At 74.6% G+C, this 23,666-nt stretch carries 21 protein-coding genes; 14 read left to right on the top strand and 7 right to left on the bottom strand.

Annotated features, from left to right (window positions below; all coding sequences use genetic code 11):
• Positions 1-103 precede the first annotated feature (103 nt).
• From OG875_RS01130 to OG875_RS01120, 3 genes are all read left to right on the top strand, one after another.
• The gene (locus tag OG875_RS01130; protein ID WP_330172309.1) at positions 104-610 is read left to right on the top strand and encodes an RNA polymerase sigma factor; all 507 of its coding nucleotides are present in this window, start codon (positions 104-106) and stop codon (positions 608-610) included.
• Positions 607-1,416 carry a methylated-DNA--[protein]-cysteine S-methyltransferase gene (locus OG875_RS01125; RefSeq protein WP_330172308.1) on the top strand — a complete coding sequence of 270 codons (810 nt, stop codon included), beginning with the start codon at positions 607-609 and terminating at the stop codon, positions 1,414-1,416. The genes OG875_RS01130 and OG875_RS01125 overlap by 4 nt, the downstream gene beginning before the upstream one ends.
• Before the next feature lie 109 nt (positions 1,417-1,525).
• Entirely contained in the window at positions 1,526-2,320 is a 795-nt protein-coding gene (locus tag OG875_RS01120) for a S1 family peptidase (RefSeq protein WP_330172307.1), read from the top strand.
• 108 nt (positions 2,321-2,428) lie between these two features.
• Here the strand turns inward: OG875_RS01120 and OG875_RS01115 are convergent, their stop codons facing one another.
• Complete coding sequence (locus tag OG875_RS01115; RefSeq protein ID WP_330172306.1) at positions 2,429-3,781, bottom strand: enolase C-terminal domain-like protein; 1,353 nt, start codon at positions 3,779-3,781, stop codon at positions 2,429-2,431.
• A gap of 207 nt (positions 3,782-3,988) precedes the next feature.
• Entirely contained in the window at positions 3,989-4,567 is a 579-nt protein-coding gene (locus tag OG875_RS01110; RefSeq protein ID WP_330172305.1) for an AAA family ATPase, read from the bottom strand.
• Between the two features lie 196 nt (positions 4,568-4,763).
• On the opposite strand from OG875_RS01110, the gene OG875_RS01105 reads away from it, so the two are divergent.
• Positions 4,764-5,552 (top strand): SAM-dependent methyltransferase, encoded by a 789-nt coding sequence (locus OG875_RS01105; protein ID WP_330172304.1) that lies wholly within the window; start codon positions 4,764-4,766, stop codon positions 5,550-5,552.
• A 98-nt stretch (positions 5,553-5,650) separates the two neighbouring features.
• On the opposite strand, the gene OG875_RS01100 is transcribed toward OG875_RS01105, so the two are convergent.
• Positions 5,651-6,130 carry a MarR family winged helix-turn-helix transcriptional regulator gene (locus OG875_RS01100; RefSeq protein WP_330172303.1) on the bottom strand — a complete coding sequence of 160 codons (480 nt, stop codon included), beginning with the start codon at positions 6,128-6,130 and terminating at the stop codon, positions 5,651-5,653.
• Between the two features lie 88 nt (positions 6,131-6,218).
• Between OG875_RS01100 and OG875_RS01095 the strand changes: the two genes are divergently transcribed.
• A complete protein-coding gene (locus OG875_RS01095) occupies positions 6,219-7,121 on the top strand; it encodes an alpha/beta fold hydrolase (RefSeq protein ID WP_330172302.1) in 903 nt (300 codons plus the stop codon).
• A gap of 109 nt (positions 7,122-7,230) precedes the next feature.
• Here OG875_RS01095 and OG875_RS01090 read toward each other — a convergent pair whose 3' ends face one another.
• The gene (locus OG875_RS01090; RefSeq protein ID WP_330172301.1) at positions 7,231-8,448 is read right to left on the bottom strand and encodes an MFS transporter; all 1,218 of its coding nucleotides are present in this window, start codon (positions 8,446-8,448) and stop codon (positions 7,231-7,233) included.
• A gap of 94 nt (positions 8,449-8,542) precedes the next feature.
• The gene (locus OG875_RS01085; protein WP_330172300.1) at positions 8,543-9,805 is read right to left on the bottom strand and encodes a beta-ketoacyl-[acyl-carrier-protein] synthase family protein; all 1,263 of its coding nucleotides are present in this window, start codon (positions 9,803-9,805) and stop codon (positions 8,543-8,545) included.
• Between the two features lie 101 nt (positions 9,806-9,906).
• Here OG875_RS01085 and OG875_RS01080 point away from each other — a divergent pair, with 101 nt between their 5' ends.
• A complete protein-coding gene (locus tag OG875_RS01080; protein ID WP_330172299.1) occupies positions 9,907-10,542 on the top strand; it encodes a TetR/AcrR family transcriptional regulator in 636 nt (211 codons plus the stop codon).
• A gap of 114 nt (positions 10,543-10,656) precedes the next feature.
• Complete coding sequence (locus tag OG875_RS01075; protein WP_330172298.1) at positions 10,657-12,261, top strand: hypothetical protein; 1,605 nt, start codon at positions 10,657-10,659, stop codon at positions 12,259-12,261.
• Positions 12,262-12,396: 135 nt separating this feature from the next.
• Here OG875_RS01075 and OG875_RS01070 read toward each other — a convergent pair whose 3' ends face one another.
• Positions 12,397-13,014 carry a fasciclin domain-containing protein gene (locus OG875_RS01070; protein WP_330172297.1) on the bottom strand — a complete coding sequence of 206 codons (618 nt, stop codon included), beginning with the start codon at positions 13,012-13,014 and terminating at the stop codon, positions 12,397-12,399.
• Positions 13,015-13,450: 436 nt separating this feature from the next.
• Between OG875_RS01070 and OG875_RS01065 the strand changes: the two genes are divergently transcribed.
• From OG875_RS01065 to OG875_RS01055, 3 genes are all read left to right on the top strand, one after another.
• A complete protein-coding gene (locus OG875_RS01065; protein WP_330172296.1) occupies positions 13,451-14,077 on the top strand; it encodes an RNA polymerase sigma factor in 627 nt (208 codons plus the stop codon).
• A gap of 173 nt (positions 14,078-14,250) precedes the next feature.
• Complete coding sequence (locus tag OG875_RS01060) at positions 14,251-15,459, top strand: MerR family transcriptional regulator (protein WP_443079038.1); 1,209 nt, start codon at positions 14,251-14,253, stop codon at positions 15,457-15,459.
• A 28-nt stretch (positions 15,460-15,487) separates the two neighbouring features.
• Complete coding sequence (locus OG875_RS01055; RefSeq protein WP_330172295.1) at positions 15,488-16,729, top strand: NAD(P)/FAD-dependent oxidoreductase; 1,242 nt, start codon at positions 15,488-15,490, stop codon at positions 16,727-16,729.
• Positions 16,730-16,750: 21 nt separating this feature from the next.
• On the opposite strand, the gene OG875_RS01050 is transcribed toward OG875_RS01055, so the two are convergent.
• Positions 16,751-18,124 carry a cryptochrome/photolyase family protein gene (locus OG875_RS01050; protein ID WP_330172294.1) on the bottom strand — a complete coding sequence of 458 codons (1,374 nt, stop codon included), beginning with the start codon at positions 18,122-18,124 and terminating at the stop codon, positions 16,751-16,753.
• Positions 18,125-18,702: 578 nt separating this feature from the next.
• On the opposite strand from OG875_RS01050, the gene OG875_RS01045 reads away from it, so the two are divergent.
• From OG875_RS01045 to OG875_RS01030, 4 genes are read left to right on the top strand one after another with little or no spacing between them, the layout of a single operon-like run.
• A complete protein-coding gene (locus OG875_RS01045; protein WP_330172293.1) occupies positions 18,703-19,971 on the top strand; it encodes a polyprenyl synthetase family protein in 1,269 nt (422 codons plus the stop codon).
• The gene (crtI, locus tag OG875_RS01040) at positions 19,968-21,536 is read left to right on the top strand and encodes a phytoene desaturase family protein (protein WP_330172292.1); all 1,569 of its coding nucleotides are present in this window, start codon (positions 19,968-19,970) and stop codon (positions 21,534-21,536) included. The genes OG875_RS01045 and crtI overlap by 4 nt, the downstream gene beginning before the upstream one ends.
• Positions 21,533-22,564: a phytoene/squalene synthase family protein gene (locus OG875_RS01035; RefSeq protein WP_330172291.1), complete on the top strand. Its 1,032-nt coding sequence runs from the start codon at positions 21,533-21,535 to the stop codon at positions 22,562-22,564. Before crtI ends, OG875_RS01035 begins: the two co-directional genes overlap by 4 nt.
• Positions 22,561-23,661, top strand: coding sequence for a DUF5914 domain-containing protein (locus tag OG875_RS01030; protein WP_330172290.1), 1,101 nt, complete (start codon positions 22,561-22,563; stop codon positions 23,659-23,661). The genes OG875_RS01035 and OG875_RS01030 overlap by 4 nt, the downstream gene beginning before the upstream one ends.
• Positions 23,662-23,666: the final 5 nt, after the last annotated feature.

The following is a 23,666-nucleotide window of genomic DNA, read 5'->3' as shown; positions in this document are numbered from 1 at the left end:
GCGACGGAGCGCAGCGATCAAACCCCACCGAACCGGCACGTAGCACGACCGCCGTCCGCGACCTCACATTTCCCGGGCCCCGGACGTCTACGGAGTGATGGACATGAAGAAGCCTTTCGAGCGGCTGGTCGAGGACCACGCGGACACCGTGCTCCGGGTCTGCCGGGCGGTGGTCGGCGTCCACGACGCCGACGACGCCTGGTCGGAGACCTTCCTCGCGGCACTGCGCGCCTACCCGGACCTGCCGGACGACACCAACACGGAGGCGTGGCTGGTGACGGTCGCGCACCGCAAGGCCGTCGACATCGTCCGGGCGCGGCGGCGGCACGCCGTACCGGTCGCGGACCTGCCCGAGCGGCCGTCGGGCGACGGGCTCCCGGACGGGACGGACCACGACCTCTGGCGGGCCGTGGGCGCGCTTCCGGAGAAGCAGCGGCAGGCGGTGGCGTACCACCACTTCGCCGGGCTGCCGTACCGGGAGGTCGCGGAGATCGTCGGCGGCACTCCGGAGGCGGCGCGGCGCGCCGCGTCGGACGGCGTCAGGTCCCTGCGGGCCACCCTGTCCGAGCCCTCCGACCGGCCCACCGAACTGAAGGGAAGCACGCCATGAAGGACAGCACGGGAAGCAGGGGAACCACGGGAGCCGGGGGAACCACAGGCGCGAGTGGCACCACCGGTACGAGTGGCACCACCGGCGCCACCGGCACCACGGGCGTCACCGGTACGAGCGGGACCACCGGCGCCACCGGCACCTCAGGCGCCACCGGCACGAGCCACGCCCCCGACGCCACCCGCGCCCCGGACCTCGCTCCCCCCACCCCTCTCCTCCCTCTCCTCGACCGCGCCGCCGCCGACCCCCGAACCCTGGCCCGGCTGCACACCCGTCTGGAGGACGCGGCGCGCCGCGACGGGCTGCTGGATGTCGCCTACACCGTCGTCGACAGCCCCGTCGGCCGCCTTCTGCTGGCCGCCACCGAACGGGGCCTGGTCCGCGTGGCCTTCTCCGGCCAGGACCACGACAAGGTCCTCGACGGCCTGGCCACCGCACTGAGCCCCCGCGTGCTGCGCGCCCCGGGCCGGCTGGACGACGCGGCCCGGGAACTCGACCAGTACTTCAGCGGTACGCGCAGGACGTTCGGGCTGCCGCTCGACCTGTCGCTCTCGCACGGGTTCCGCCAACTGGTGCAGCGTCATCTCCCGGACATCGCCTACGGCCGGACCCGGAGTTACGGCGAGGTCGCCCGGCTCGTCGGCAACCCGAAGGCGGTCCGCGCGGTCGGCACGGCCTGCGCGACCAACCCGCTTCCCGTCGTCGTCCCCTGCCACCGCGTGCTGCGTTCGGACGGAACGCTCGGCGGTTACGCGGGAGGGGCGGCGGCCAAGTCGGTCCTGCTGGACCTGGAGTCCGCCGTCTGAACGCGGCCGATCCCGGCCGATTGGCGTCTTTCCCCCTGACGCGCCCCTCCCCGCCACCCCACAATGGCACGCACATGACATGCCATGTCCGGGAAAACGGGGAGGGACCATGAGTCCGTACGGGACCGAAAGACCGTTCCGCAGACCGACGCGCAGACCGTTCCGCGGGTCGATCCGCACCGCCGCGTCGGCCGTCGCCGCGCTGACGCTCCTGCTCGGCCTGTCCGCCGCCACCGGATCGGCCGCGTACGCGAAGGAGCCCACGACCCGGGCCGCCGCGCCCGCGGCCACCTCGGCGCCCGCGAACGCCAAGGCGGTCACGGTGCGCGGGGGCAACGTCCTCTATCACAGCAGCGGAGTCCGCTGCACCATCGGCTTCAACGCCAGCGGGGCCGTCGGCCGCGTCGGCCTGCTGCCCAAGGTCTGCGCCCAGATCGGCGGCAACTGGTACGCGGACTCGGCTCGTACCGTACTCGTGGCCACCAGCACCGGCGTACTCCTGCCGACCGACAACTACGATCTCGGCATCGTCCGTTACGTCTCCAGCACGACGGTCAACCCCGTCGGCGAGGTCTCGCTCCTCGGCGCCGGGACGCTGGACATCACCGGTGCCGCAAGCCCGGCCGTCGGCCAGCGTCTCTGCCACGTCGGCGTCACCAGCGGAGTCCGCTGCGGCAGCGTGACCGGCGTCAACCTCACGGTCAACTTCCCCCAGGGCACGGTGTACGGGCTGTTCCGCTCCAACATCTGCTCCGAACCCGGCGACCTGGGCGGCCCCGCGTACTCCGGCAGCGTCGCGCTCGGCGTCATCGTCGCCTCGTCCGGCAACTGCACCTCCGGCGGCGCCACGTACTACCAGCCCGTGCTGCCGTGGCTGTCGACCTACGGCGTGACCGTCTACTAGGCGATCGGGACCACCGGGCGTGAACAGGTCGGCCGGACGGGACTCTTGAGCCCGTCCGGCCGACCGGTCGGTTCACCCGATCCGGGGCCGGGCCCGCCCCGGGCCTGCTCAGTCCCCCCGTACCAGCGCCGGGCGCCCCGGGTCGAACTCCCAGCCCGGCATCAGATACCGCATCGCCACCGCGTCGTCGCGCGCCCCGAGCCCGAGGCTCCGGTACACCTCGTGCGCCGACTCCACCCGCTCCCAGTCCAGTTCGACACCCAGCCCCGGCCGGTCGGGCACCTCCAGCGCGCCGTCCCTGATCGCGAACGGCCGGACGGTGAGCCGCTGCCCGTCCTGCCAGATCCAGTGGGTGTCGATGGCCGTGATGTCACCGGGAGCCGCCGCCGCGACGTGCGTGAACATCGCCAGCGACACGTCGAAGTGGTTGTTGGAGTGCGACCCCCACGTCAGGCCCCACGCCTCGCAGAGCTGAGCCACCCGCACCGAGCCGTTCAGCGTCCAGAAGTGCGGGTCGGCGAGCGGGATGTCGACGGCGTCCGCGCGTACGGCGTGCCCGAGTTGCCGCCAGTCGGTCGCGATCATGTTCGTCGCCGTACGCAGCCCCGTCGCCCGGCGGAATTCGGCCATGGTCTCCCGGCCCGAGTAGCCGTCCTCCGCGCCGCACGGGTCCTCCGCGTACGCCAGCACGTCGCGCAGTTCCCGGCCGAGCGCGACGGCCTCCTTCAGGGGCCAGGCCCCGTTCGGGTCCAGCGTGATCCGCGCCCCGGGGAAGCGCTCGGCCAGCGCCCGTACCGCGTCGGCCTCCTCGGCCCCCGGCAGTACCCCACCCTTGAGCTTGAAGTCCTGGAAGCCGTAACGCCGTTGAGCCGCCTCGGCGAGCCGTACCACCGCCTCCGGGGTCAGCGCCTCCTCGTCGCGCAGCCGCAGCCAGTCGTCGCCGGTCCCGTCCCCCGCCCGGTACGGCAGATCGGTTCGGCCCCGGTCGCCCACGTAGAAGAGATACCCGAGCACCGGCACCCGGTCGCGCTGCCGGCCCTCGCCCAGCAGGGCGCAGAGCGGCACCCCGAGATGCTGCCCGAGCAGATCGAGGAGCGCCGACTCCAGGGCGGTGACCGCGTGCACCGTGACCCGCAGATCGAAGGTCTGGGCGCCGCGCCCGGCGGTGTCCCGGTCGCCGAACCGCTCGCGCACCGCGCGCAGCACGGCGTGATGGTCACCGACGGACCGTCCCACGACCAGGTCCCGCGCCGCCTCCAGGGTGGCCCGGATACGTTCGCCGCCGGGCACCTCGCCGACTCCGGTGCGTCCCTCGGAGTCGGTCAGCACGACGAGGTTGCGGGTGAAGTGGGGGGCGTGCGCGCCGCTGAGGTTCAGCAGCATGCTGTCCTCGCCCGCGACGGGGACGACGCGGACGGCGACGACCGACGGAGTGCGGGGGCCGGGTGCGGGGGCGCTCATGGGGTCCTTCCGGGAGCGGCGCGCGGGACGGCTCCCGCGCGGGGATCAACCACCTGTTCCGTATCCCGCGACGCCGCCCCCGAACCGGACACGTCCCCATGACGACACTCACACCCTCGGGGGATTCCCGGCGCCCGCGCGGCGAGGCGGTAGGTCACCTGCCCCGTACGGCTCGACGGGCCCGCCCGCCCGGGAGCCCGCGCGCGCTCATTCCGGGCGGGAGCCGGGGCCGTTGACGAAGGCCACGATCTCCGCGAGGCCGGGGGCGTAGCCGTCCGTGGTGTCGACCTCGATCCACGGCGCGTCGACCGAGACCCGGTCGAACGTGTCGTGGCCCCGCGTGTGCGCGGCCGGGTCGATCGAGCCGGGGATCTCGTGTGCCGTACGCGCCGGGTCCTGCGCCCGGCGAAGCCGCCGTGCCAGTGCCACCTCCGCGTCCACCGAGCAGTGCACGACGCGGAGTCGGGCCCTGCCGCGCAGCGCCTCCAGCCCGGGGCGCCACAGCCGGTCCTGGAACGCGGCCTCGGCGACCGTCGTGACCCCGGCGCCGATCAGCAGGTCCAGCACACCGAAGAACGCGGGCAGCGTACGGAGGTTCAGCTCCTGGCTCCTGCCGGCCGAGAAGTCCGGCGTGGCATGGACCATGCCCTCCTTGATCTCGTCACGGCAGACGGCCGGGCAGCCGACCGCCCGCGCGACGGCGTGCGCGAGCGTGGTCTTGCCGACGCCGGGCGGCCCGCCGATCACGACGAGCGTGGGCCTGGTGTCCGTGGTCGTCTCCGTCACGCGTCCAGTGTGGGGTACGAGGCTCCCGCCCGCCGTTCCTCCCGGACGCGTGGGTCTTCCCCCTGCCACCGGCTCGGCGTCCCGGCGTGGGGCGTTGGCCGGATCACGTCAACCCGCCTTTCTGATAGGAGAGTTGACGCCGCATCAGGGAGGGTCCGGCTGACCCGGCGTATGCGGGCGGTGACATAATCCCGGCATGACTTCAGGCACCCCCAGGCCCCAGATCGACACCAGCAGGCCCCACCCGGCCCGGCTGTACGACTACTACCTGGGCGGCAAGGACAACTACCCGGTCGACCGGGAACTGGCGGAGAAGCTGGCCAAGGGGGCACAGCGCGGGGCGCAGATCAACCGGGAGTTCATGCACCGTGCCGTGGCGTGGGCGGCCGGGAGCGGCGCCGACCAGTTCCTGGACATCGGCACCGGCATACCCACCCGGCCCAACCTGCACCAGATCGTGCAGGCCATCGTCCCGGCGGCGCGGATCGTGTACGCGGACAACGACCCGATCGTGCTGCGGCACGCCGAGGCGCTGCTGGTGAGCACGCCCGAAGGAGCCACCGCGTACGTCGAGACGGATGTCCGCCGGCCGGCGGACATCCTCGAAGAGGCCCGCCGTCTCCTGGACTTCGAGCGGCCGGTCGTGCTGTCGCTGGTCGCGCTGCTGCACTTCCTCGGGGACGACGACGATCCGTACAAGGTGGTCCGCACCCTGGTCGACGCCCTGCCGCCCGGCAGCCTCCTGGTGATCTCGCACGGCACCGCGGACTTCCTGGACCCGGAACAGGCAGCGAAGGTCACCAGCACGTACCGGTCCGGCGGCATTACCCTGCGCCCGCGCACCCGCGCCGAGGTCGCGCGGTTCTTCGAGGGGCTCGACCTGGTGGATCCCGGACTGGTCCGGGCCCCCGAGTGGTACAAGGACACGCCGGCGCCCGCGAACGAGGAGAGCGGCTTCTACGTCGGGGTCGCCCGGGTGCGCTGACCGGTACCCGGCTCCCGCACGAACCGCCTCACGCGCCCTGCCGAGGCGCCGGACCTGTGGGCCGATCGGGCGCCCGGGGAGGACCTCGAAGTCGGGTCCTACGGCGGCCCGTTGAGGTCCTGCGCGATCCAGCCCGGGGCGTCCGGGCGTACCGGACGGGCGCCGACCAGCGCCGCCAGGTGCGACTCCAGCCTCGCGAGTTCGCCGGCCCCGATCCGCCGGGCCCACTCCTCCCGCAGCTCGTCGAAGATCGACTCCCCCTGCCGCAGCACCTCGAAGCCGAGCGCGGTGACCTGGAGCCGCTTGCGGCGGGCGTCCAGGGGATCGGCGTCCCGTGCGACGTAGCCCCGTTCCTGGAGCACCGCGATGGTCTTCGCCGCCGCCTGTTTGGAGACCGAGAGGCGGCGGCCCAGCTCGGACGCGTTGTCCGCGCCGGCGGCGATGGCCCGCATGGCGAAATCGTGGACGGGGCGCACGTCCTCGTGGCCCCGGCGGGCCAGTTCGGCCGTCGCGGCGTCCACCAGTGACCGGAAGCCTCCGAGCAGGAGCAGCGCGAGATCAGCGCCGGATCGTGACATGGATGAAGAGTACGGCCACGCGGCTGGACATCGACAACCGAGTTGTCTAACGTTATGGACAACAAGGTTGTCGAACTGTGGAGGAACGATGAGCGGCACGCCCACGCCCACGACCCACCCGGGCTCCACCCTCCCCGGGATCACGCACCACCACGCCGAGGTCAACGGCACCCGGCTGCACTACGCGGCGGCGGGCACCCACGGCTCGCCCGTCCTGCTGGTCCACGGGTTTCCCGAGACCTGGTGGGCCTTCCACAAACTCGTCCCGCTCCTCGCCCGGACCCACCGCGTCTTCGCCGTCGACCTGCGCGGCTTCGGCGACTCCGGCAACGGACCGGGCGACTACGACAGCGCGGCCTCGGCCGAGGATCTGCACCTGCTCATCGAGGAACTGGACGTCGGCCCGGTCCACCTCACCGGACAGGACATCGCCGGCGCGACCGTCTTCCGGCTGGCGACCACCCACCCGCGCGACCTCCTCAGCCTCACGGCGATCGAGATGGGCCTGCCCGGCTTCGGCCTCGAAGCGCTGGGCGACATCACGCACGGCGGCAGCTGGCACATCGGCGTCCTCGCCGCGCCCGGCATCCCCGAACTGCTGCTGGCCGGTCGCGAACGCGAGTTCCTCGGGCGGTTCGCGTTCCCGGCCATGAGCGCGACTCCGGGCGCGGTCACCGACGCCGACATCGAGGAGTTCGCCCGCACCTACGCGCGCCCCGACGGCTGGCGTGGCGCGAGCGGCCTCTACCGGTCGATGCTGCGGGAGGGCGCGGAGATCAAGGCCCTCGCCGAGCGGCCGGGCCTGCGGGTGCCCGTCCTCGCGGTCGGCGCGGGCGGGGGCCCGTTCACCGCCGGCACCCTGTCCCGGGCCGGGGCGGCCGACCTGATCACGGTGACGCTTGACGGCGTGGGGCACTACGCGGCGCTGGAGGCTCCCGACGCACTGGCGAAGACGCTCCTGGACTTCACGGCCGGGGTCGACGCCGGCTGAGCCGCCCGGTGGGACAGCCGTGCCGGGCGGGAACCCTGCACCGGTGGAGCCGGCCGGGGTGCGCGCCCCGGAGAGCGCTGCCACTCGGATCGGTCGTGGGCGCGCCGGGTCAGGACGCCTCGCGCCGTACGCGCAGCTCCCGCAGTTCGTACAGCCCGACGGCCCCGGCCAGCACCGCCACACAGCCCGTGAAGATCAGCCCCACGACCCGCAGGTCCAGCACCAGGGTCAGCGCGCCGATGCCGATGACCGGCAGGGAGATGCCGATGTACGCGACGACGAAGAACGCCGAGATCGTGCCGCCGCGCGCCTCCGGCGGCGCCGCCGCGCCGATGGTCGTGATCGCCGCGCGGAACGCCAGCCCCTGACCGAGCCCGCCGCACACCACACCGACCACCAGCAGCGGCAGCGACTCCACGAACAGCGACACCCCCACCAGGACGAGCCCGGCCACCAGCACCAGACAGCCGCCCGGCAGCGCGCGGGCCGCGCCCACCCGGCCCATCAGGGACTGGCCCACGGTGGAGGCGAGGAAAACCGAGAACACCACCGCGCCCGACACCGCCAGATTGGTCTCGCCCAGCGTCGTCCCGATGAACGTCGGCGACACCGCCGTCAGCAGACCCAGCAGCGCGAAACCCGCGAACGCGGCCAGCGCCGCCGGGGCGAAGACGCCCCGCACCTGCGGCGGGACCCGCAGCCCCTGCGGTCGGAGCCTCGGCCGCCGCGAACGGTGCCCGACCGTCTCGGGAAGGAGCCACGTCAGGACGAGCCCCACACCCACCAGCACCAGCGCCGCCACGAACGGCAGTTTCAGCGGGGACGGCGCGTACTGCGCGAGCAGCCCCGCGAGCAGCGGGCCGCAGCCGAGACCGCCCATGTTCGCGGCGGTGGCGGCCAGCCCCGCACGGGCCTCCCGGCCGGGCGGGGCCAGTTCCATCACCGTGGCGGTGGCGGCGCCGCTGAACAGCCCGGCGGCGAACCCCGACAGCAGACGGCCGGCGAACAGCAGCGGCAGCCCGCCCTCCGTGAGGAAGCAGACGGCGCTGCCCGCCGAGAGCGCCAGCGCGACGAACAGGACAGGCCGGCGGCCCGCCCGGTCGGAGAAGTTGCCCGCCAGCAGCAGGACGGCGATGACCCCGAAGGCGTAGACGGCGAACACGACCGTCACCATGAACTCGGAGAAGCCGAGCTTCTCGCGGTAGAGCCCGTACAGGGGTGTGGGAAGCGTCGTCCCCAGCATGCCGATCGCGAAGACGACCGCGGCGCCGAGATAGCCGACCGACAACCGTCCTACCGACAACCGTCCTGGGGTGCGCTGCGGCATGGGCGCTGCGTCCTCACCTGATACGACCGGAGTACGAAAGGGGATGCTTCTGGTCATATCATCGTGTCGGCCGTGCGCGGTGTCCAATGAGGCATCAGTTCCCCGGCCGGGCAGCGGTGAAGGCCAGCGACACGTTGTGGCCGCCGAAGCCGAAGGAATTGGCCACCCCGGCCGTCCAGGCGCCCCGGCGCGGCGCGCCCGCGACGACGTCGAGAGCGACCGCCGGGTCGAGCGTGTCGAGATTCCTGGTCGGCGGCACCGTCCCGTCCCGCAGCGCGAGCACCGTCGCCAGCGCGCCCAGCGCCCCGGCCGCGCCCAGCGGATGCCCCGTCATCGACTTCGTCGCGGTCACCACCGGATGGACCCCGACGGCCTCGGCGATCGCCCGCGCCTCGGCGACATCACCCTGCGGGGTCGACGTCGCGTGCGCGTGCACCAGGCCCACGTCCCCCGGAGCCAGCCCGCCCGATCGCAGGGCCGCCCGGACGGCCCGCACCTGACCCGTGGTGTCCGAGGCGGTGATGTGCCGCGCGCCGGACGTCACCCCGGCGCCGGCCAGCGCCGCGTACGGACGGGCGCCCCGCGCACGCGCGAACTCCGCGCGCTCCAGCACCAGTACGGCGGCCCCCTCGCCCAGCACGAAGCCGTCACGTCCCGCGTCGAACGGGCGCGAGGCCCCCGCCGGGTCGTCGTTCGCCCTCGACAGCGCCCCCATCCGCGCGAACCCCGCCAGCGGCAGCCCGTGCAGACACGCCTCCGCCCCGCCCGCCACCACCACGTCGGCGCGGCCGAGCCGGATCAGGTCGAGCCCCAGCGCCAGCGCCTCGGCGCCCGACGCGCACGCGCTCACCGGGGTGTGTGCCCCGCCGAGCGCCCCCAGGTCGATGCTCACCAGGGCGGCGGGCCCGTTGGGCATCAGCATCGGCACCGTGTGCGGCGAGACCTTGCGCGGCCCGGACGCCTCCAGGACGTCGTCCTGGCCGAGCAGCGACCGTACGCCCCCGACGCCCGTGCCGATCGACACGGCGATCCGCTCCGGTTCGGCGCCCGGCCGCCCCGCGTCGGCCCACGCCTCACGGGTGGCCACCAGCGCCGCCTGCTCGCACCGGTCCAGCCGGCGGGCCTCGGTCCGGGGCAGCACCGAGGCCGGGTCCACCCGCAGCCGGGCCGCCAGCCGTACGGGCAGTCCCGCCGCCCAGTCGTCGTCCAGCACGCCGATCCCGTTCTCCCCGGCGCACATCGCCGACCAGGTGCTCGCCGCGTCGCCGCCGAGCGGTGTGGTCGCGCCGAGGCCCGTCACCCACACCTCGGCGTCCGCCCCGGTCCCTGTTCGTGTTCCTGTCCCTGCGACCGTCATCGGCGCGGCTCTCCTCGTCTCGCCCCATCGTCCGGTGAGGCTGTTCCGGTGAGGCGCACCGTAGCCAACCAACCGTCTGGTCGGCCATGTAGGGTTCTGCCATGTCGCCCACCGAATCCCTGTCAGGAACCCGTGCCCGGCTGCTCGTCGCGGCCCGCGGTGAATTCGCCGTCCACGGCATGGGCGGCGCCCGTGTCGGCCGGATCGCCGAGCGGGCGGGGGTCAGCAAGGAGCGGATCTACGGCTACTTCGGCAGCAAGGAAGGACTCTTCGCCGCGGTCGTCTCCGAGGCCCTGACCGAGCACGCCGCGCTGCTCGGACCGCCCTCCGGCGACCCCGGCGAGTACGCCGGACGGATCTACGACCTGCACCGGAGCAACCCGCAACTGCTGCGCCTGATGATGTGGGAGGCCCTGCACTACGACGGGGACGGCCTGCCGAACGAACAGCCGCGCGGGGCCCGCTACCGCGAGATGGTCGGGACGCTCTCCGAGACCCTCGGCTCCGGCTCCGACGGCGGCTCCGGTTCCGCTTCCGACGGCGGCTCCGGCTCCGACGGCGCGGCGGCGAGCACGCTCCTCGCCCTCATCGGGCTCGCCGTCCTGCCCACCGCGTTTCCCCAGATCGCCCGGCTGATCCTCGGCCCGGCGGCCGACGACGACACCGAACTGCGGTCCCACATCGTCCGGTTGGCGCGCCGCATGGTCGCGGGCCCTGACGTGCCGACGTCATCCTGACGGGCCGACAAGCCACCCATCGAGTGATTCATATGCTTTAGATGCGGTTTCTTAATATTCGCCCTGTGGCGTGTCCCGTCGGCCCGGCGGGACCCGGGCGGGCAGCTTTGGGCCATGACTCAGACCAAGGCCGTCGCGACCGGCCTGCCAGAGACGAGCCGCCGACCGGCCCGCCAGGTCCTCCGGGACTGGACGGCCGACGGCGGCTTCCTCTGGCCGGCGGTCGTCGCGAGCGTGTACACCCTCGTCCAACTCGTCTTCCTCGTACCGGGATCCGGGCTCGGCTGGGACGAGACGGTCTACACCAGCCAGGTCAGCCGCGCCGCCTCCGACACCGCGTTCTTCAGCGCCCCCCGCGCGCGGGGCATCACCTTCCTCGTCGCCCCGGTGACCTCGCTCACCGACTCCGTCGCAGCGCTCCGGGTGTATCTGGCGCTGCTCTCCGGCGGCGGACTCCTCCTCGCCCTGTGGGTGTGGCGGCGCCTGCTGCCCGCCTCCGTACTCGCCCTGGCCGGCGCCCTGTTCGCCGGACTGTGGATCACTCTCTTCTACGGTCCCCAGGTCATGCCGAACCTCTGGGTCGCCCTCGGCTGTCTCGCCGCCGTCGGCCTCTTCCTCAGGGCCGCGCGCGACCGCACCGACCGCGCGGCGCTCGTCGGCCTCGGTGTCGCCGTCGCGTTCGTCGCGCTCATGCGCCCCACCGACGCCTTCTGGCTCAGCGCGCCTCTCGCGCTCGTCGCACTCGCCGTCGGCCGGTGGCGCCGGGGCGCCCTGCTGACGGCGCTCGCCGCGGGCGGGGCGATCGGCAGCGCGGAGTGGATCGTCGAGGCGTACGTCAGTTACGGCGGACTCTTCACCCGGCTCGCGCGGGCCAGCGAGATCCAGGGCCATCTCGGCTGGAACCTCGTCTTCGGCGACCACATGCGCGCGCTCGACGGGCGGCTGCTCTGCCGTCCCTGCTCCTCGCGGTGGCGCCGCCCGGCCACCGCGATCTGGTGGTTCGCCCTGCCGCTGCTCACGCTCGGCGGGGTGCTGGCCGCCGCGCGGCTGCGGCGGCTGCCGCTCGTGCTGGTGCCGACACTGGTCGGACTCTCGATGGCCGCGCAGTACCTGCTGCTGATCGGGTACGCCGCGCCGCGCTTCCTGCTGCCGGTGTACGCGCTGTTCGCGCTGCCGGTCGCGCTTTTCCTGACCCGGCTGGCCAGGGCCGCCCGGCCCCGTCCGCTGGTGGTGGGGCTGCTGGTTGCGGCGGCCGTCGCGCATCTGTGGGTGCAGGGGACCGTCGTCGCCGACCGGGTGGAGCGCGGGCGCGCCGACCGCGTGCGACTCGACACGGTGACCGCCGAGTTGGCGCGCCTGGGCGTCCGGCCGCCGTGTGTGGTCAGCGGCATGGAGGCGATCCGGGTCGCCTTCCGGGCCGGCTGCGCGTCGCGGCAGACCGGCGGCCACGACGGGAGCATCACCCCCGCCGGGCTGGTGGCCCTGGGGCGTGAGCGGCCGGTGGCGTTCGTGGTGGCGGGATCGGCCGGGCCACCGGCGTACGCGCGCGGCTGGCGGGCCGCGCGGATCACGAACCTGCCGGGGCTGCGCGACTGCCGGGTGTATCTGTCACCGGCGGCACACGCGGCACAGACAACACCTGCGGCACCGGCGGCGCCCCCCGCGTCGGCCGCCCGAGCGGGAGCGGCAGCCCGAACCGCCCCCGTCGGCACGTCCTGAGCGATGGCCCGCCCGTCATCCCGGCCGCCCGTGGCGTGCGGACCGGCACCGGCACGCGGACCGGCACGCGGACCGGCCCCGCTCTCCCGTGGCCGGGAGAACGGGGCCGGGGCCCGGATCGGTGCCGTGTCGCCCCTACTTGGGCATCAGCACCGTGTCGATGAGGTTGACCGTCGCGTTCGACGTCGTGACGTCACCGCACACGATGTTCGCCGCGTCGTTGACCTTGAACGCCGAGCCCGAACCCGACGTCGAGAGGGTGCTGCCCTCCATCGTCGTGAACGTGCCGTTCGCCAGCTGCGACTTGCTGATCTTCTCGCCCACCACGTGGTAGGTCAGCACCTTGGTCAACTCCGCCTTGTTGGCGAGCAGCGCGTCGAGGTCCGCCTTCGGGATCTTCTCGAACGCCGCGTTCGTCGGCGCGAACACCGTCAGGTTCTTCGCGTTGTTGAGGGTGTCGATCAGTCCGGCCCTCTCCAACGCCGCTGTCAGCGTGGACAGTTCCGGATTCTCGGCGGCGGCGGTCGCCACCGGCTTCGACGCCATGGACGCCGCGCTGCCCGCACCCGACTGGGGGAGGGACGCACACGCGGGGCCGAACGGGTCCGACGCGGCGGGGGCCGCGGAAGCCTGGGGCGCCAGAACTCCCAGCGAGACGGGGAGAGCCACGGCGGCGCAGACCGCCACCGCCGTGCGGCGGGCGCGGGAGCCGCGCGGGCCACGGGGGCCGGAAGCGTTGCGGGAGATGTTCATGGGGGGACTCCTCCTGCGGTAAACGCGGGAACGTCGGACGCGCGGGGTCTCCGCACGGCCACTGTCCTGCCTCAGCCGTCCGGTCGGACGACACCCCTCACGTTCGCACGACCCCGCGCGACGGGCATGTCGTGACAGCGCCCTGCCCGCCTCGCTCCCGCCCGTGCCCGCCGGTCACGACCCCCGCCCCGACGACCCGCCCGGCCTTGTCCCGCAACGGGCGGGGCGCCCTCGTCCGGGCGCTCCCGGGGCGCCCGTCCAGCTGCTCCGGACACCGGTCCGCCGCGTCGTTCGTGCGTCGCTGGTGCGTCGCTTCGAGGGTCAGTCGATGCAGAAACGATGCGAATTGCTCCTCTCGCATCGGTTTCGTGAGAGTGGCCCTGTCTCCGCCGCCCGTACGCGCCGGCCGGGCGGCTCCCCGGCACAAGGAGCCCCTGTGAACACGCCGTACGCCGATCCGGCCACCCGGTCCCGCGTACCGGAGCCGGCCGGGGAGAGCCGCGCCGAGGCGGACATCGCCGCCGCCCTGACACGCGGCGACCCGGATGCCCTGGCCGACGCGTACCACCGCTGGGGACCACTGGTGCACGCCCTGGCCACCCGCGCGCTGGGCGACGCGAAAGAGGCCGAGGACATCACCCAGCAGGTCTTTCTGGGCGTGTGGCGGGGACGGGCCGGCTACCGCCCGGAACGCGGGCCGGTCGGCGCCTGGGTCGTCGGCATCGCCCGCCGGAAGATCGTCGACGCCCTCGCCGCCCGTACCCGCCGCACCGAACTCGTCGCCGCGGCGACCGCCGCCGCCGAGACCCGCGTGGAACGCCCCGGCGACCGCCCCGAGGCGGTCCTGGACCGATTACTGGTGCTGCGCGCCCTGGAGACGCTGCCCCAGGCCCAACGACGGCTGCTCGCCCTGGCGTTCTTCGACGACCTCACCCAGGTCCAGATCGCCGAGCGCACCGGGTTGCCGCTGGGCACCGTCAAGAGCCATGTGCGCCGCGGCCTGCACCGGCTGCGCGGCTGTCTGGAGCCGGAACACGACAGCACGCCCCGCCCCCGTGGCTGACCGCCCGGACCCGGGCCCCGCGCGGCCGGGACCCGGGCGTACGGGAGGCCGGGACCCTGGCTACGGGACCGGCGGGGCGACGGCCCGGACAGGACCCGGGCACCCGGACAACACCCCGGGCCCGGATGCCGCTCACGCCGCCGCGTGTCGGCGCCGACTCGTAGAGTGATCAGGTGAGCGAATCCGTGTACGAGGTCCGGGGCCCGTTGGCCGGTCCGGCAGAGGGCGCGGGGGACGACGCCGCCTCCGAGGCGGGCGTCTCCACCGGAGCGGTGGCCCGCAGACTCGGCGTCTCGCCGACCACGCTCCGCTCCTGGGACCGCCGTTACGGCATCGGGCCCGCCGCGCGCGAGGACGGCCGGCACCGCCGCTGGACACCCGCCGACGTCGCCATGCTCGAAGAGATGTGCCGGCTGACCGCCGCCGGGGTGCCGCCCGCCGAGGCCGCCCGCGCGGCCCGCGACCGGCCCGCCGCACCGCCGGGTCCGCCCGCCCCGTTCTCGTCCACGTCCACCTCCGTGCCATCCGTCGCCGTCCCGTTCGGCCTCACGACCCGGTCCGCTCCGGCAACCGGGCCGGTGACGCCGACGCCGGGCGCCCGTCGCCCGTCGACCGCTCGGGTGCTCCCGCTCGGGAACGTCCGGTCGGACTGCCGGGGCCTCTCCCGCGCCGCCGTACGCCTGGACGCGCCCCTCGTGGACGAACTGCTCGCCTCGTTCGTCGCGGCCTACGGCCTCCTTCACGCCTGGGAGGACGTGATGGTGCCGACGCTGCGCGCGGTGGGCCGCACCTGGGAGGCCGCCGGGGACAAATACGTCGAGGTCGAGCACCTGCTGTCCTGGCACATCTCGTCCGTCCTGCGCCGTGTCCCGCCGGCCCCGCCCCGGCGGACCGACACCGGGCCGGTGCTGCTGGCCTGCGTACCGGGTGAGCAGCACACCCTGCCGATCGAGGCCCTGAACGCCGTACTGGCCGAACACGGCCTGCCCACAAGGATGTTCGGCGCCGCCGTACCGGCGACGGCACTCGACGAGGCCGCCCGCCGCGTCGGCCCCCGTGCCGTCGTCCTCTGGTCCCAGTCCCGGTCGACGGCGAGCCGCCCGCTGGCCCAGCACATCGGGGCGGGCAGCTGGGGCGTGCGCGGAGCGCGCAGCAGCCCCGAGGTCATGCTCGCCGGGCCCGGCTGGGCGGGACCCCCGCTGCCCGGCATGCCGCGCCCGCACGGCCTGCGCGAGGCGCTCACCACCCTGGCCCGCCTCTACGGCACGGAACCGCCGGCGCCCGGCCCCGAGGCGGGGGACGACCACCGCGCGCGGGGCGCGCGCCGTATCCACCCGTCCCACGACACGCCCGGCACCCCGCCCCACGCCACCCCCGGCTGATCTCCCCCCGACGCGAAGGACGGTCCTCATGTCCGTATCACCCGGCACCCCCGACGTCCTCGTGGTCGGAGCGGGCCTCGCCGGTCTGGCCTGCGCCCACGACCTCCTCGCCACCGGACTGAAGGTCACCGTGCTGGAGGCGTCCGACGGGGTGGGCGGTCGCATGCGCTCCGACCGCGTCGACGGCTTCGTCGTCGACCGAGGCTTCCAGGTGTTCAACACCTCCTACCCGCAGGCCAAACGGCGCCTGGCGCTGCGTGACCTCCGGCTGCGTCCGTTCACCCCGGGCGTCCTCGTCCACACCGACCGGGGCAGGATCGCCTTCACCGACCCCACCCGCGCGCCGCGCGCGGCCCGAAGCCTGCTGCGCGACCGCCCGGCCACGCCCCGCGATCTGCTCGCCCTCGGCGCGCTCGCTGCCCGCGACATGCTCGGACCCGTGGGGCCACTGAAACGGGCCGAGGAGCACACCACCCGGACGGCCCTCGCCGCCGCCGGGATCTCCGAGGAGTTCACCGGCCTGTTCTTCCGGCCGTTCCTCTCCGGCGTGTTCCTGGAGGACGAACTGGAGACGTCCAGCCGCGTCTTCCATCTGGTCTGGCGGAGCATGCTGCGCGGCACGCTCTGTCTTCCCACGGACGGGATCGGCGCGGTGCCCCGGCAGCTGGCCGACGCGCTGCCGCCGGGCACCGTACGGTTCGAGTCGCCCGTCGACCGGCTCACCGACGACGGGGTCCAGCTGGCCGACGGCACCACGCGCGGCGCGCCCGTCGTGGTCGTCGCGACCGGGCCGCGACCCGCCGTACGTCTGCTGCCCCGACTCCTCGTGCCGCCCTACCGCGTGGTCACCACGTACTTCCACACCGTCCCGCGCCCGCCGCTGGACCGGCCGACGCTGCTCACCGACACCCGGCTGCGTTACCTCAACAGCTGTGTCCTGAGCGAGGTGGTGCCGGGCTACGCGCCCGCCGGGGCCGCGCTCGTCGCGACCTCCGTCCTCGGCGCGGACACCGAGGGCCGGGAACGCGCGCTGCGGGACGCGCTCGCGGAGGCGTACGAGACGGACACGGCCGGCTGGGACCTGCTCGCGGCGCGCACCATCCAGGACGCGCTGCCCGCCATGGCGCCGCCCCAGCCGCTCACCCGGACCTCCCGGGTCCGGCCGGGCCGCTACGTGTGCGGCGACCACCGCACGACCGGCTCCGTCCAGGGGGCGCTGGCGTCCGGGGCCCGCGCGGCCCGCGAGATCCTGCGGGACCTCGGCCGGTAGACCTCGCGAGGGCCCGGCCGTTCAGCCCTTCCCGCGCGCCCGCTGGAACCGGTCCCGGCCCTCGGCCAGCTCCAGCAGCGGCGCCGGGTAGTCGTACCGGGCCCGCTCCGCGTCCGGCAGTTTCCACGGCTCGTGGACCGCCGGGCCCGCCAGCCCGGCCAACTCCGGTACCCAGCGACGGACATAGCCGCCGTCCGGGTCGTACCGCCTGGCCTGCGTCACCGGGTTGAGCACCCGGTTGGGGCGCGAGTCCGTGCCCGTGCCCGCCATCCACTGCCAGTTGAGCTGGTTGTTGGCGATGTCGCCGTCCACCAGGAACTCCAGGAAGTGGCGCGCGCCGACACGCCAGTCCACGTACAGGGTCTTCGTGAGGAAGCTCGCGGTGAGCAGCCGGCCCCGGTTGTGCATCCACCCCTCGTGGCGCAACTGGCGCATGGCCGCGTCCACCACGGGATAGCCCGTACGGCCTTCCTTCCACGCCGTCACCTCCGTGCGGGCGGACCGCTCCGACCGCCAGCGGTCGTGCTTGGTGCGGTAGTCGGCCCACGACACCTCGGGCCGGGCGGCCAGCACCTGGTGGTGGAAGTCCCGCCAGCACACCTGCCGGACGAACGCCTCCGCGCCCGCCCCGCCCACCCGGCGGGCCCGCCGCACGACTTCGGTGGGGGACAGGGCGCCGAAGTGCAGATACGGCGAGAGCCGCGAGGTCACGTCACCGGCCAGGTCGTCGTGGCCGTCCTCGTACGTCGCCAGCCCCGACCGCCGCCACGCGGCGAGGCGCGCCCGGCCCGCCGACTCACCGCCCTCGGCGAGACCCTCCGAGACGCCGGGCGTGTCCGCCCGCCTCGGCACCGGCACGGAGGCCACGCCCTCCGGCACCCGTACGGTCCGGGGCGCCCCGAGCACGTCGCGCGGGCGCTCCTGGGACCAGCGGCGGAAGTACGGGGTGAAGACCGCGAAGTGGTCCGAGCCGCCCGGCGTGACGGCACCCGGCGGCAGCACCGTGAGCGTGGCGTCGTGGACGTGCAGCGTCCGCCCGTCGGACTCCAGGGCGGCCCGCAGCCGTTCCTCCCGGCGCTGGGCGTACCGGCTGACCCCGCCCGCCGTCCGTACCTCGCCCGCGCCGGTCTCGGCGGCGACCTTGCGGGTCTCCTCGACCACGTCTCCGGCGCGTACGACGAGCCGGCCGCCGCGCTCCCGGAGCCCCGCGTCGAGATCGGTCAGACAGTCGGCGAGGAACGCGCGCCGGTTGGGCGTGGCGAACCCGGCCGAGACGATGGCCTCGTCCAGCACGAACAGCGGTACCACCTCGTCGGCGCCCGTGACGGCGGCGTGCAGCGGGGGGTTGTCGTGCAGGCGCAGGTCGCTGGTGAACAGGACGACCGAGACGGTCATGGTGGTTCTTCTCCTCAGCTGGGTCCGTGCCGTTGTTCCGTGCCGGGTGTGTGTTCTGTGCTCTTGCCCCGAACCTGGTGTTTCGGGCTCGTTGTTCCGCGCCCGTTGTTCCGTCCGTCCGGGCCGTCCGGATGCGGCGCGCGGCGTATGGCGTGCGTGTGTGGCGTGGGCGAACGTCCCCGGAGACCTCGGTGGGCCGTCCGTGTGACGGTGCCGACGGAGACCCGCCGGCACGCTGCCCCACGGGCCCTCGGCCTCCGCCGGACACCCGGCCGGGGGAGTCGCCGGACGCCGTGTCACCCGAAGGGCGCACCGCTGACGCGGCGCCCCGGCGCGCGGCGGACGACCGTGGTGGACTGAGGCGCGTCACCGGATCAGTACCAACGAGCCGTACACCGGACCCGCACCGGCGGAGCCGTACGGGCGCCGTCGCACCAACCGAGCCGTACCACCGCAGCCGTACCGAGCCGTATCGGGCCGAACCACCGCAATCGCGCCGGGGCCGGCGCATCCGAACGTCCCGCCCGATCCGAATGAGCGGTGGAAGACGGCCGGCCGACGCCAGGAGAGGACACGCGATGCGCCGCACCGGGGCCGGGACACGACCCTCCGAAGGACAGCGCGGCACCTCACGGCCGGACGGCCCGCCCACGGACGGCGTCACCCGGGAGACCGTCGACCACGACGTGGCGGCGGCCGTCGAACGCGAACTGGCCCACGTCCTGGCCGACCGGGTCCGGGACGCGGCCGAGACCGACGCCGTCTTCGCACGCGACGTCGCCCAGCGGGTCGCGGACTTCACCCTGCGCGGCGGGCGGCGTATCCGCTCGCAGTTCCTGTGGTGGGGCCTGCGCGCCTGCGGCGGCGACGGCATCGCGACCGGACCCGTCCTGCGGGTCGCCGCCGGTCTCGAACTGATCCAGACCTGCGCCCTCGTGCACGACGACGTGATGGACGGCTCCCCGCTGCGGCGCGGTCGTCCCGCCGTCCACACCGACTTCGCCACGCACACCGGCACCGCCGCGCGCCACGACACCCTGCCGGGGCCCGGCGCCCGGCCCGGCGGAGCCGTCCCCTTCGGCACGGCAGCCGCCGTCCTCGTCGGGGACCTCGCCCTGGCCTGGGCGGACGACACGCTCGGCGACGCGGACCTCGCCCCCGGACCACGCCTGCGGGTCCACGAGGTGTGGCGGGCGATGCGCACGGAGATGGTCGCCGGCCAGTACCTCGACCTGCACAACCAGGCCACCGGCTCCCGCTCGGCGGTCCGGGCGATACGCGCCGCGTGCCTCAAGACCGCCCTCTACACCGTCGAACGGCCGCTCGCCCTCGGCGCCGCGCTGGCCGGCGCGGACGAGACCACCTCCGGCGGCCTGCGGGCCGCGGGCCGCTGCGCCGGGATCGCCTTCCAGCTCCGCGACGACCTCCTCGGCGTCTTCGGCGACCCGGCGGCCACCGGCAAACCCAGCGGCGACGACATCCGCGAGGGCAAACTCACCTACCTCGTCGCCGTCGCACGCGCACGCGCCGAGGCCCACGGCGACACCGCGTCCCGCACGCTCCTCGACGGCGCGCTCGGCGACCGGAGCCTCTCCGAGGGCGACATGGACCTGATCAGAACCGTACTCGTCGACACCGGCGCGAAGGACCACGTGGACGCCAAGATCGAACGCCTCGCCGCGCACAGCGCCCGCCGGCTGGCGGCCGTCCCCCTCGATCCCGCCGCGCGCCACCGGCTCGGCGCCCTCTTCCACGCCGTCACGGGTGCCACCGGCCCCGCGCCCCCGGCAGCAGGACCGGATCCGCGTGCGGCGCTCCTCGCCGCGTCCCCCGGCGGCGGCCGATGAGAACCCTCCCCGGACCCACGGACCACGTCGTCGTGGTCGGCGCCGGACTCGCCGGGCTCTCCGCCGCCCTGCACCTCCTCGGCGCCGGCCGCGCCGTCACCGTCGTGGAGCGCGGCACCGGGCCCGGCGGCCGGGCCGGGCTGATCGAACGGGGCGGCTACCGCATCGACACCGGCCCCACCGTCCTCACCATGCCCGGCCTCGTCGAGGACGCACTCGCCGCCGTCGGCGACAAACTCACCGACCGGCTCGACCTGATCCCCCTGCACCCCGCCTACCGGGCGCGGTTCGCCGACGGCAGCACCCTCGACGTCCACACCGACGCAGACGCGATGGCGGCCGAGGTCGAACGCCTCGCCGGAGCCCGCGAGGCCGACGGCTACCGGCGGCTGCGCCACTGGCTGGAGAAGCTGTACGACGCCCAGATGGGCCGCTTCATCGACGCCAACTTCGACTCACCGCTCGGCCTGCTCCACCCCGACCTGCTGCGGCTCGCCGCACTCGGCGGCCTCGGCCGGCTGGACGCCCGCATCGGGTCGTTCCTCGGCGACGAACGCCTGCGGCGGATCTTCTCCTTCCAGGCCCTGTACGCGGGGGTCCCGCCCTCCCGCGCCCTCGCCGCGTACGCCGTCATCGCCTACATGGACACCGTTGCCGGGGTCTACTTCCCGCGCGGCGGCATGCACGCCCTGCCCCGGGCCCTGGCGGACGCGGCGGCGGACGCGGGCGCCGTGTTCCGCTACGGCCACGAGGTGACCGGCCTGGAACGGTCCGGCCGCGGCACGGCACGGGTAGCGGGCGGTGGCTCCGGCGACCGGATCACCGCCGTCGTCACCGGCCGGGGCGAGGACCGGGAACGCATCCCCTGCGACGCGGTCGTCCTCACCCCCGACCTGCCCGTCACCTACCGCCTGCTCGGCCGGGCGCCCCGCCGCGCCGTACCGCTGCGCCACTCGCCGTCCGCCGTGGTGCTGCACGCGGGCACCGACCGCACCTGGCCCGGACTCGGCCACCACACCCTGTCGTTCGGACACGCCTGGCAGGGCACGTTCCGCGAACTGACCCGCACCGGGAGCCTCATGAGCGACCCCTCCCTGCTCATCACCCGCCCCACGGCCACCGACCCGTCCCTCGCGCCGCCCGGCCGCCATCTCCACTACATCCTCGCGCCCTGCCCCAACACCCGGATCGGGCCCGGCGTCCAGGACTGGGCCGCGCTCGGTCCCCGCTACCGCGCGAGCCTCCTCACCGAACTCGAACGCCGGGGACTCGACGGAATCGGCGCGGCCATCGAGGAGGAGTGCCTGGTCACCCCCGCCGACTGGGCCGCCGAGGGACACGCGGCGGGCACCCCGTTCTCCGCCGCCCACACCTTCGCCCAGACCGGGCCCTTCCGCCCCCGCAACCTGGTGCGAGGCACCGTGAACGCCGTCCTCGCCGGCTGCGGCACCACCCCCGGAGTCGGCGTCCCCACCGTCCTGATCTCCGGGAAACTCGCCGCGGCCCGCGTCACCGGCGCCGGTGACCCACGGCCCGGCCGGGCCCGGGGAGGACGGCGCGTATGACCGACCGCGAACTCGCCGCCGCGGGCATCCGGGACCCCTACCTGCGCGCCGCCTACACCCACTGCCGCAGGCTCAACGCCCGCCACGGCAAGACCTACTTCCTCGCGACCCGCCTCCTGCCGGTCGAACGGCGTCCCGCCGTCCACGCCCTCTACGGCTTCGCCCGCTGGGCCGACGACATCGTCGACGACCTCGGATCGGGCGCGACACCCGCCGAACGCGCGAGTCGACTGGGCGCGCTCCAGGAGCGGTTGGCGGCCGGACTGCGCTCCGGGCGCAGCCCCGAACCGGTGGTCGGGGCGCTCGCCCACACAGCGGCGGTGTACGGCATCGACCACCGTCTCTTCACCGACTTCATGGCCTCCATGCGCAGCGACCTGACGGTCACGGACTACGCCACCTACGACGACCTGGACCGCTACATGCACGGCTCGGCCGCCGTGATCGGCCTCCAGATGCTGCCGGTGCTCGGCACCGTCGTCCCGCGCGGGACGGCCGCCCCGCACGCCGCCGCGCTCGGAGTCGCCTTCCAGCTGACCAACTTCGTCAGGGACGTCGGCGAGGATCTCGACCGGGGCCGGATCTATCTGCCCGCCGATCTGCTCGCCGCCCACGGCGTCGACCGCGACCTGCTGGAGTGGAGCCGGGCCGGAGGCTTCCGGGACCGGCGGATCACGCTCGCGCTGCGGGACGCCGTCGCCCTGACCCGGGGCGTCTACCGCCTGGCGGCGCCGGGCCTCGGCATGCTCGACCCCGTTGCCCGGCCCTGTATCCGCACGGCGTTCGTGCTGTACGGCGGGATTCTGGACGCCGTCGCCGACGACGGGTACGCGGTCCTGCACCGCCGCGCCGCCGTGCCGCGCCGACGGCGTGCCGCCGTGGCCGTCGACGGGCTGGTACGGCTGGCGGCGGCCCGGCGCAGGGCGGCCGGTCACGCGCGGGGCACCGTGACCGGGCCCGGCCGACCCGCCGGAGGCGTACAACGGACGCGGGAGCGGGCCGAGTCCGTGCCCGAGGGGGTGGCATGAGGGCCCACGACGACGGCCCGGCGGACGGCTCGGCGGACGGCCCGGCCGGTGAGCGCGGTGGGTCCCTTGAGCGCGGCGAGCCCGGGGAGTCCGGTGGGCGGCGCGGGCGGTTTCCGCTGCGACTGCGTCGCGGCCCCGTCAACTGGGCCGAGCAGGAGCCGAGTTGGCGCGAGGCGCGGCCCGCGCTGATCGCCGGGGCGCTGAAGCGGGCGCTGGCCCGGCCCTCGGGCAACTGGTACGTGATCGGCGCCGCCCGCGACGTACGCCCCGGCCGTCCCCTCGGCCGTACCGTCGCGGGCACCGAACTGGTCGTGTGGCGCGACGGATCGGGCAAGCTGGTGGCGGGCCCGGGAGCGTGTCCTCATCTGGGCGCGCCCCTCAAGGACGGCCGGGTGTGCCACGGCACCCTGATCTGCCACTGGCACGGACTGGCCCTGGACGGTGGGCCGTTCGCGGGCTGGGAGCCCTACCCGGCCTACGACGACGGGGTGTTGGCCTGGGTGCGGCTCGACCGGGCGGGCGGGGAACCGCCGTTGGACCGGCCCGTCCTGCCGCCCCGCCCCTCGGCACCGGCTGTCGACGCCGTCTACACCGGCTTCGGGGTGTGCGAGCCCGAGGACGTGGTGGCCAACCGGCTCGACCCCTGGCACGGTGCCTGGCTCCACCCGTACTCCTTCGTGGATCTCACCGTCCTCGCCACCCCGGAGCCGGACACCCACGACTCCGACGCGGACGACGGCTTCGCCGTGGACGTCTCCTTCAAGGTCGCCGGGCGGGCCGTGGTCCCCGTACGGGCGGTGTTCACGGCACCCGGCCCACGCACCGTCGTCATGCGCGTCACGGAGGGCGAGGGCCGGGGCTCGGTCGTGGAGACCCATGCCACCCCGCTCGGCACCGACGACCGGGGCCGGCCGCGTACCGCCGTCGTGGAGGCGGTCGTCGCGGCCTCCGACCGGCCGGGCTTCAGGGCCGCCCGCGCCGCCGCACCCGTCCTGCGCCCGCTGATGCGCGCGGTGGCCGGCCGCCTGTGGCGCGACGACCTCGCGTACGCGGAACGCCGTCGGCAGCTGCGGGCGACGGGGCGCTTCCCCGGGTAGGGCCC

The organism is Streptomyces sp. NBC_01498, from assembly GCF_036327775.1.
GTDB lineage: Bacteria > Actinomycetota > Actinomycetes > Streptomycetales > Streptomycetaceae > Streptomyces.
This window is presented reverse-complemented; position numbering and strand designations above follow the sequence as displayed.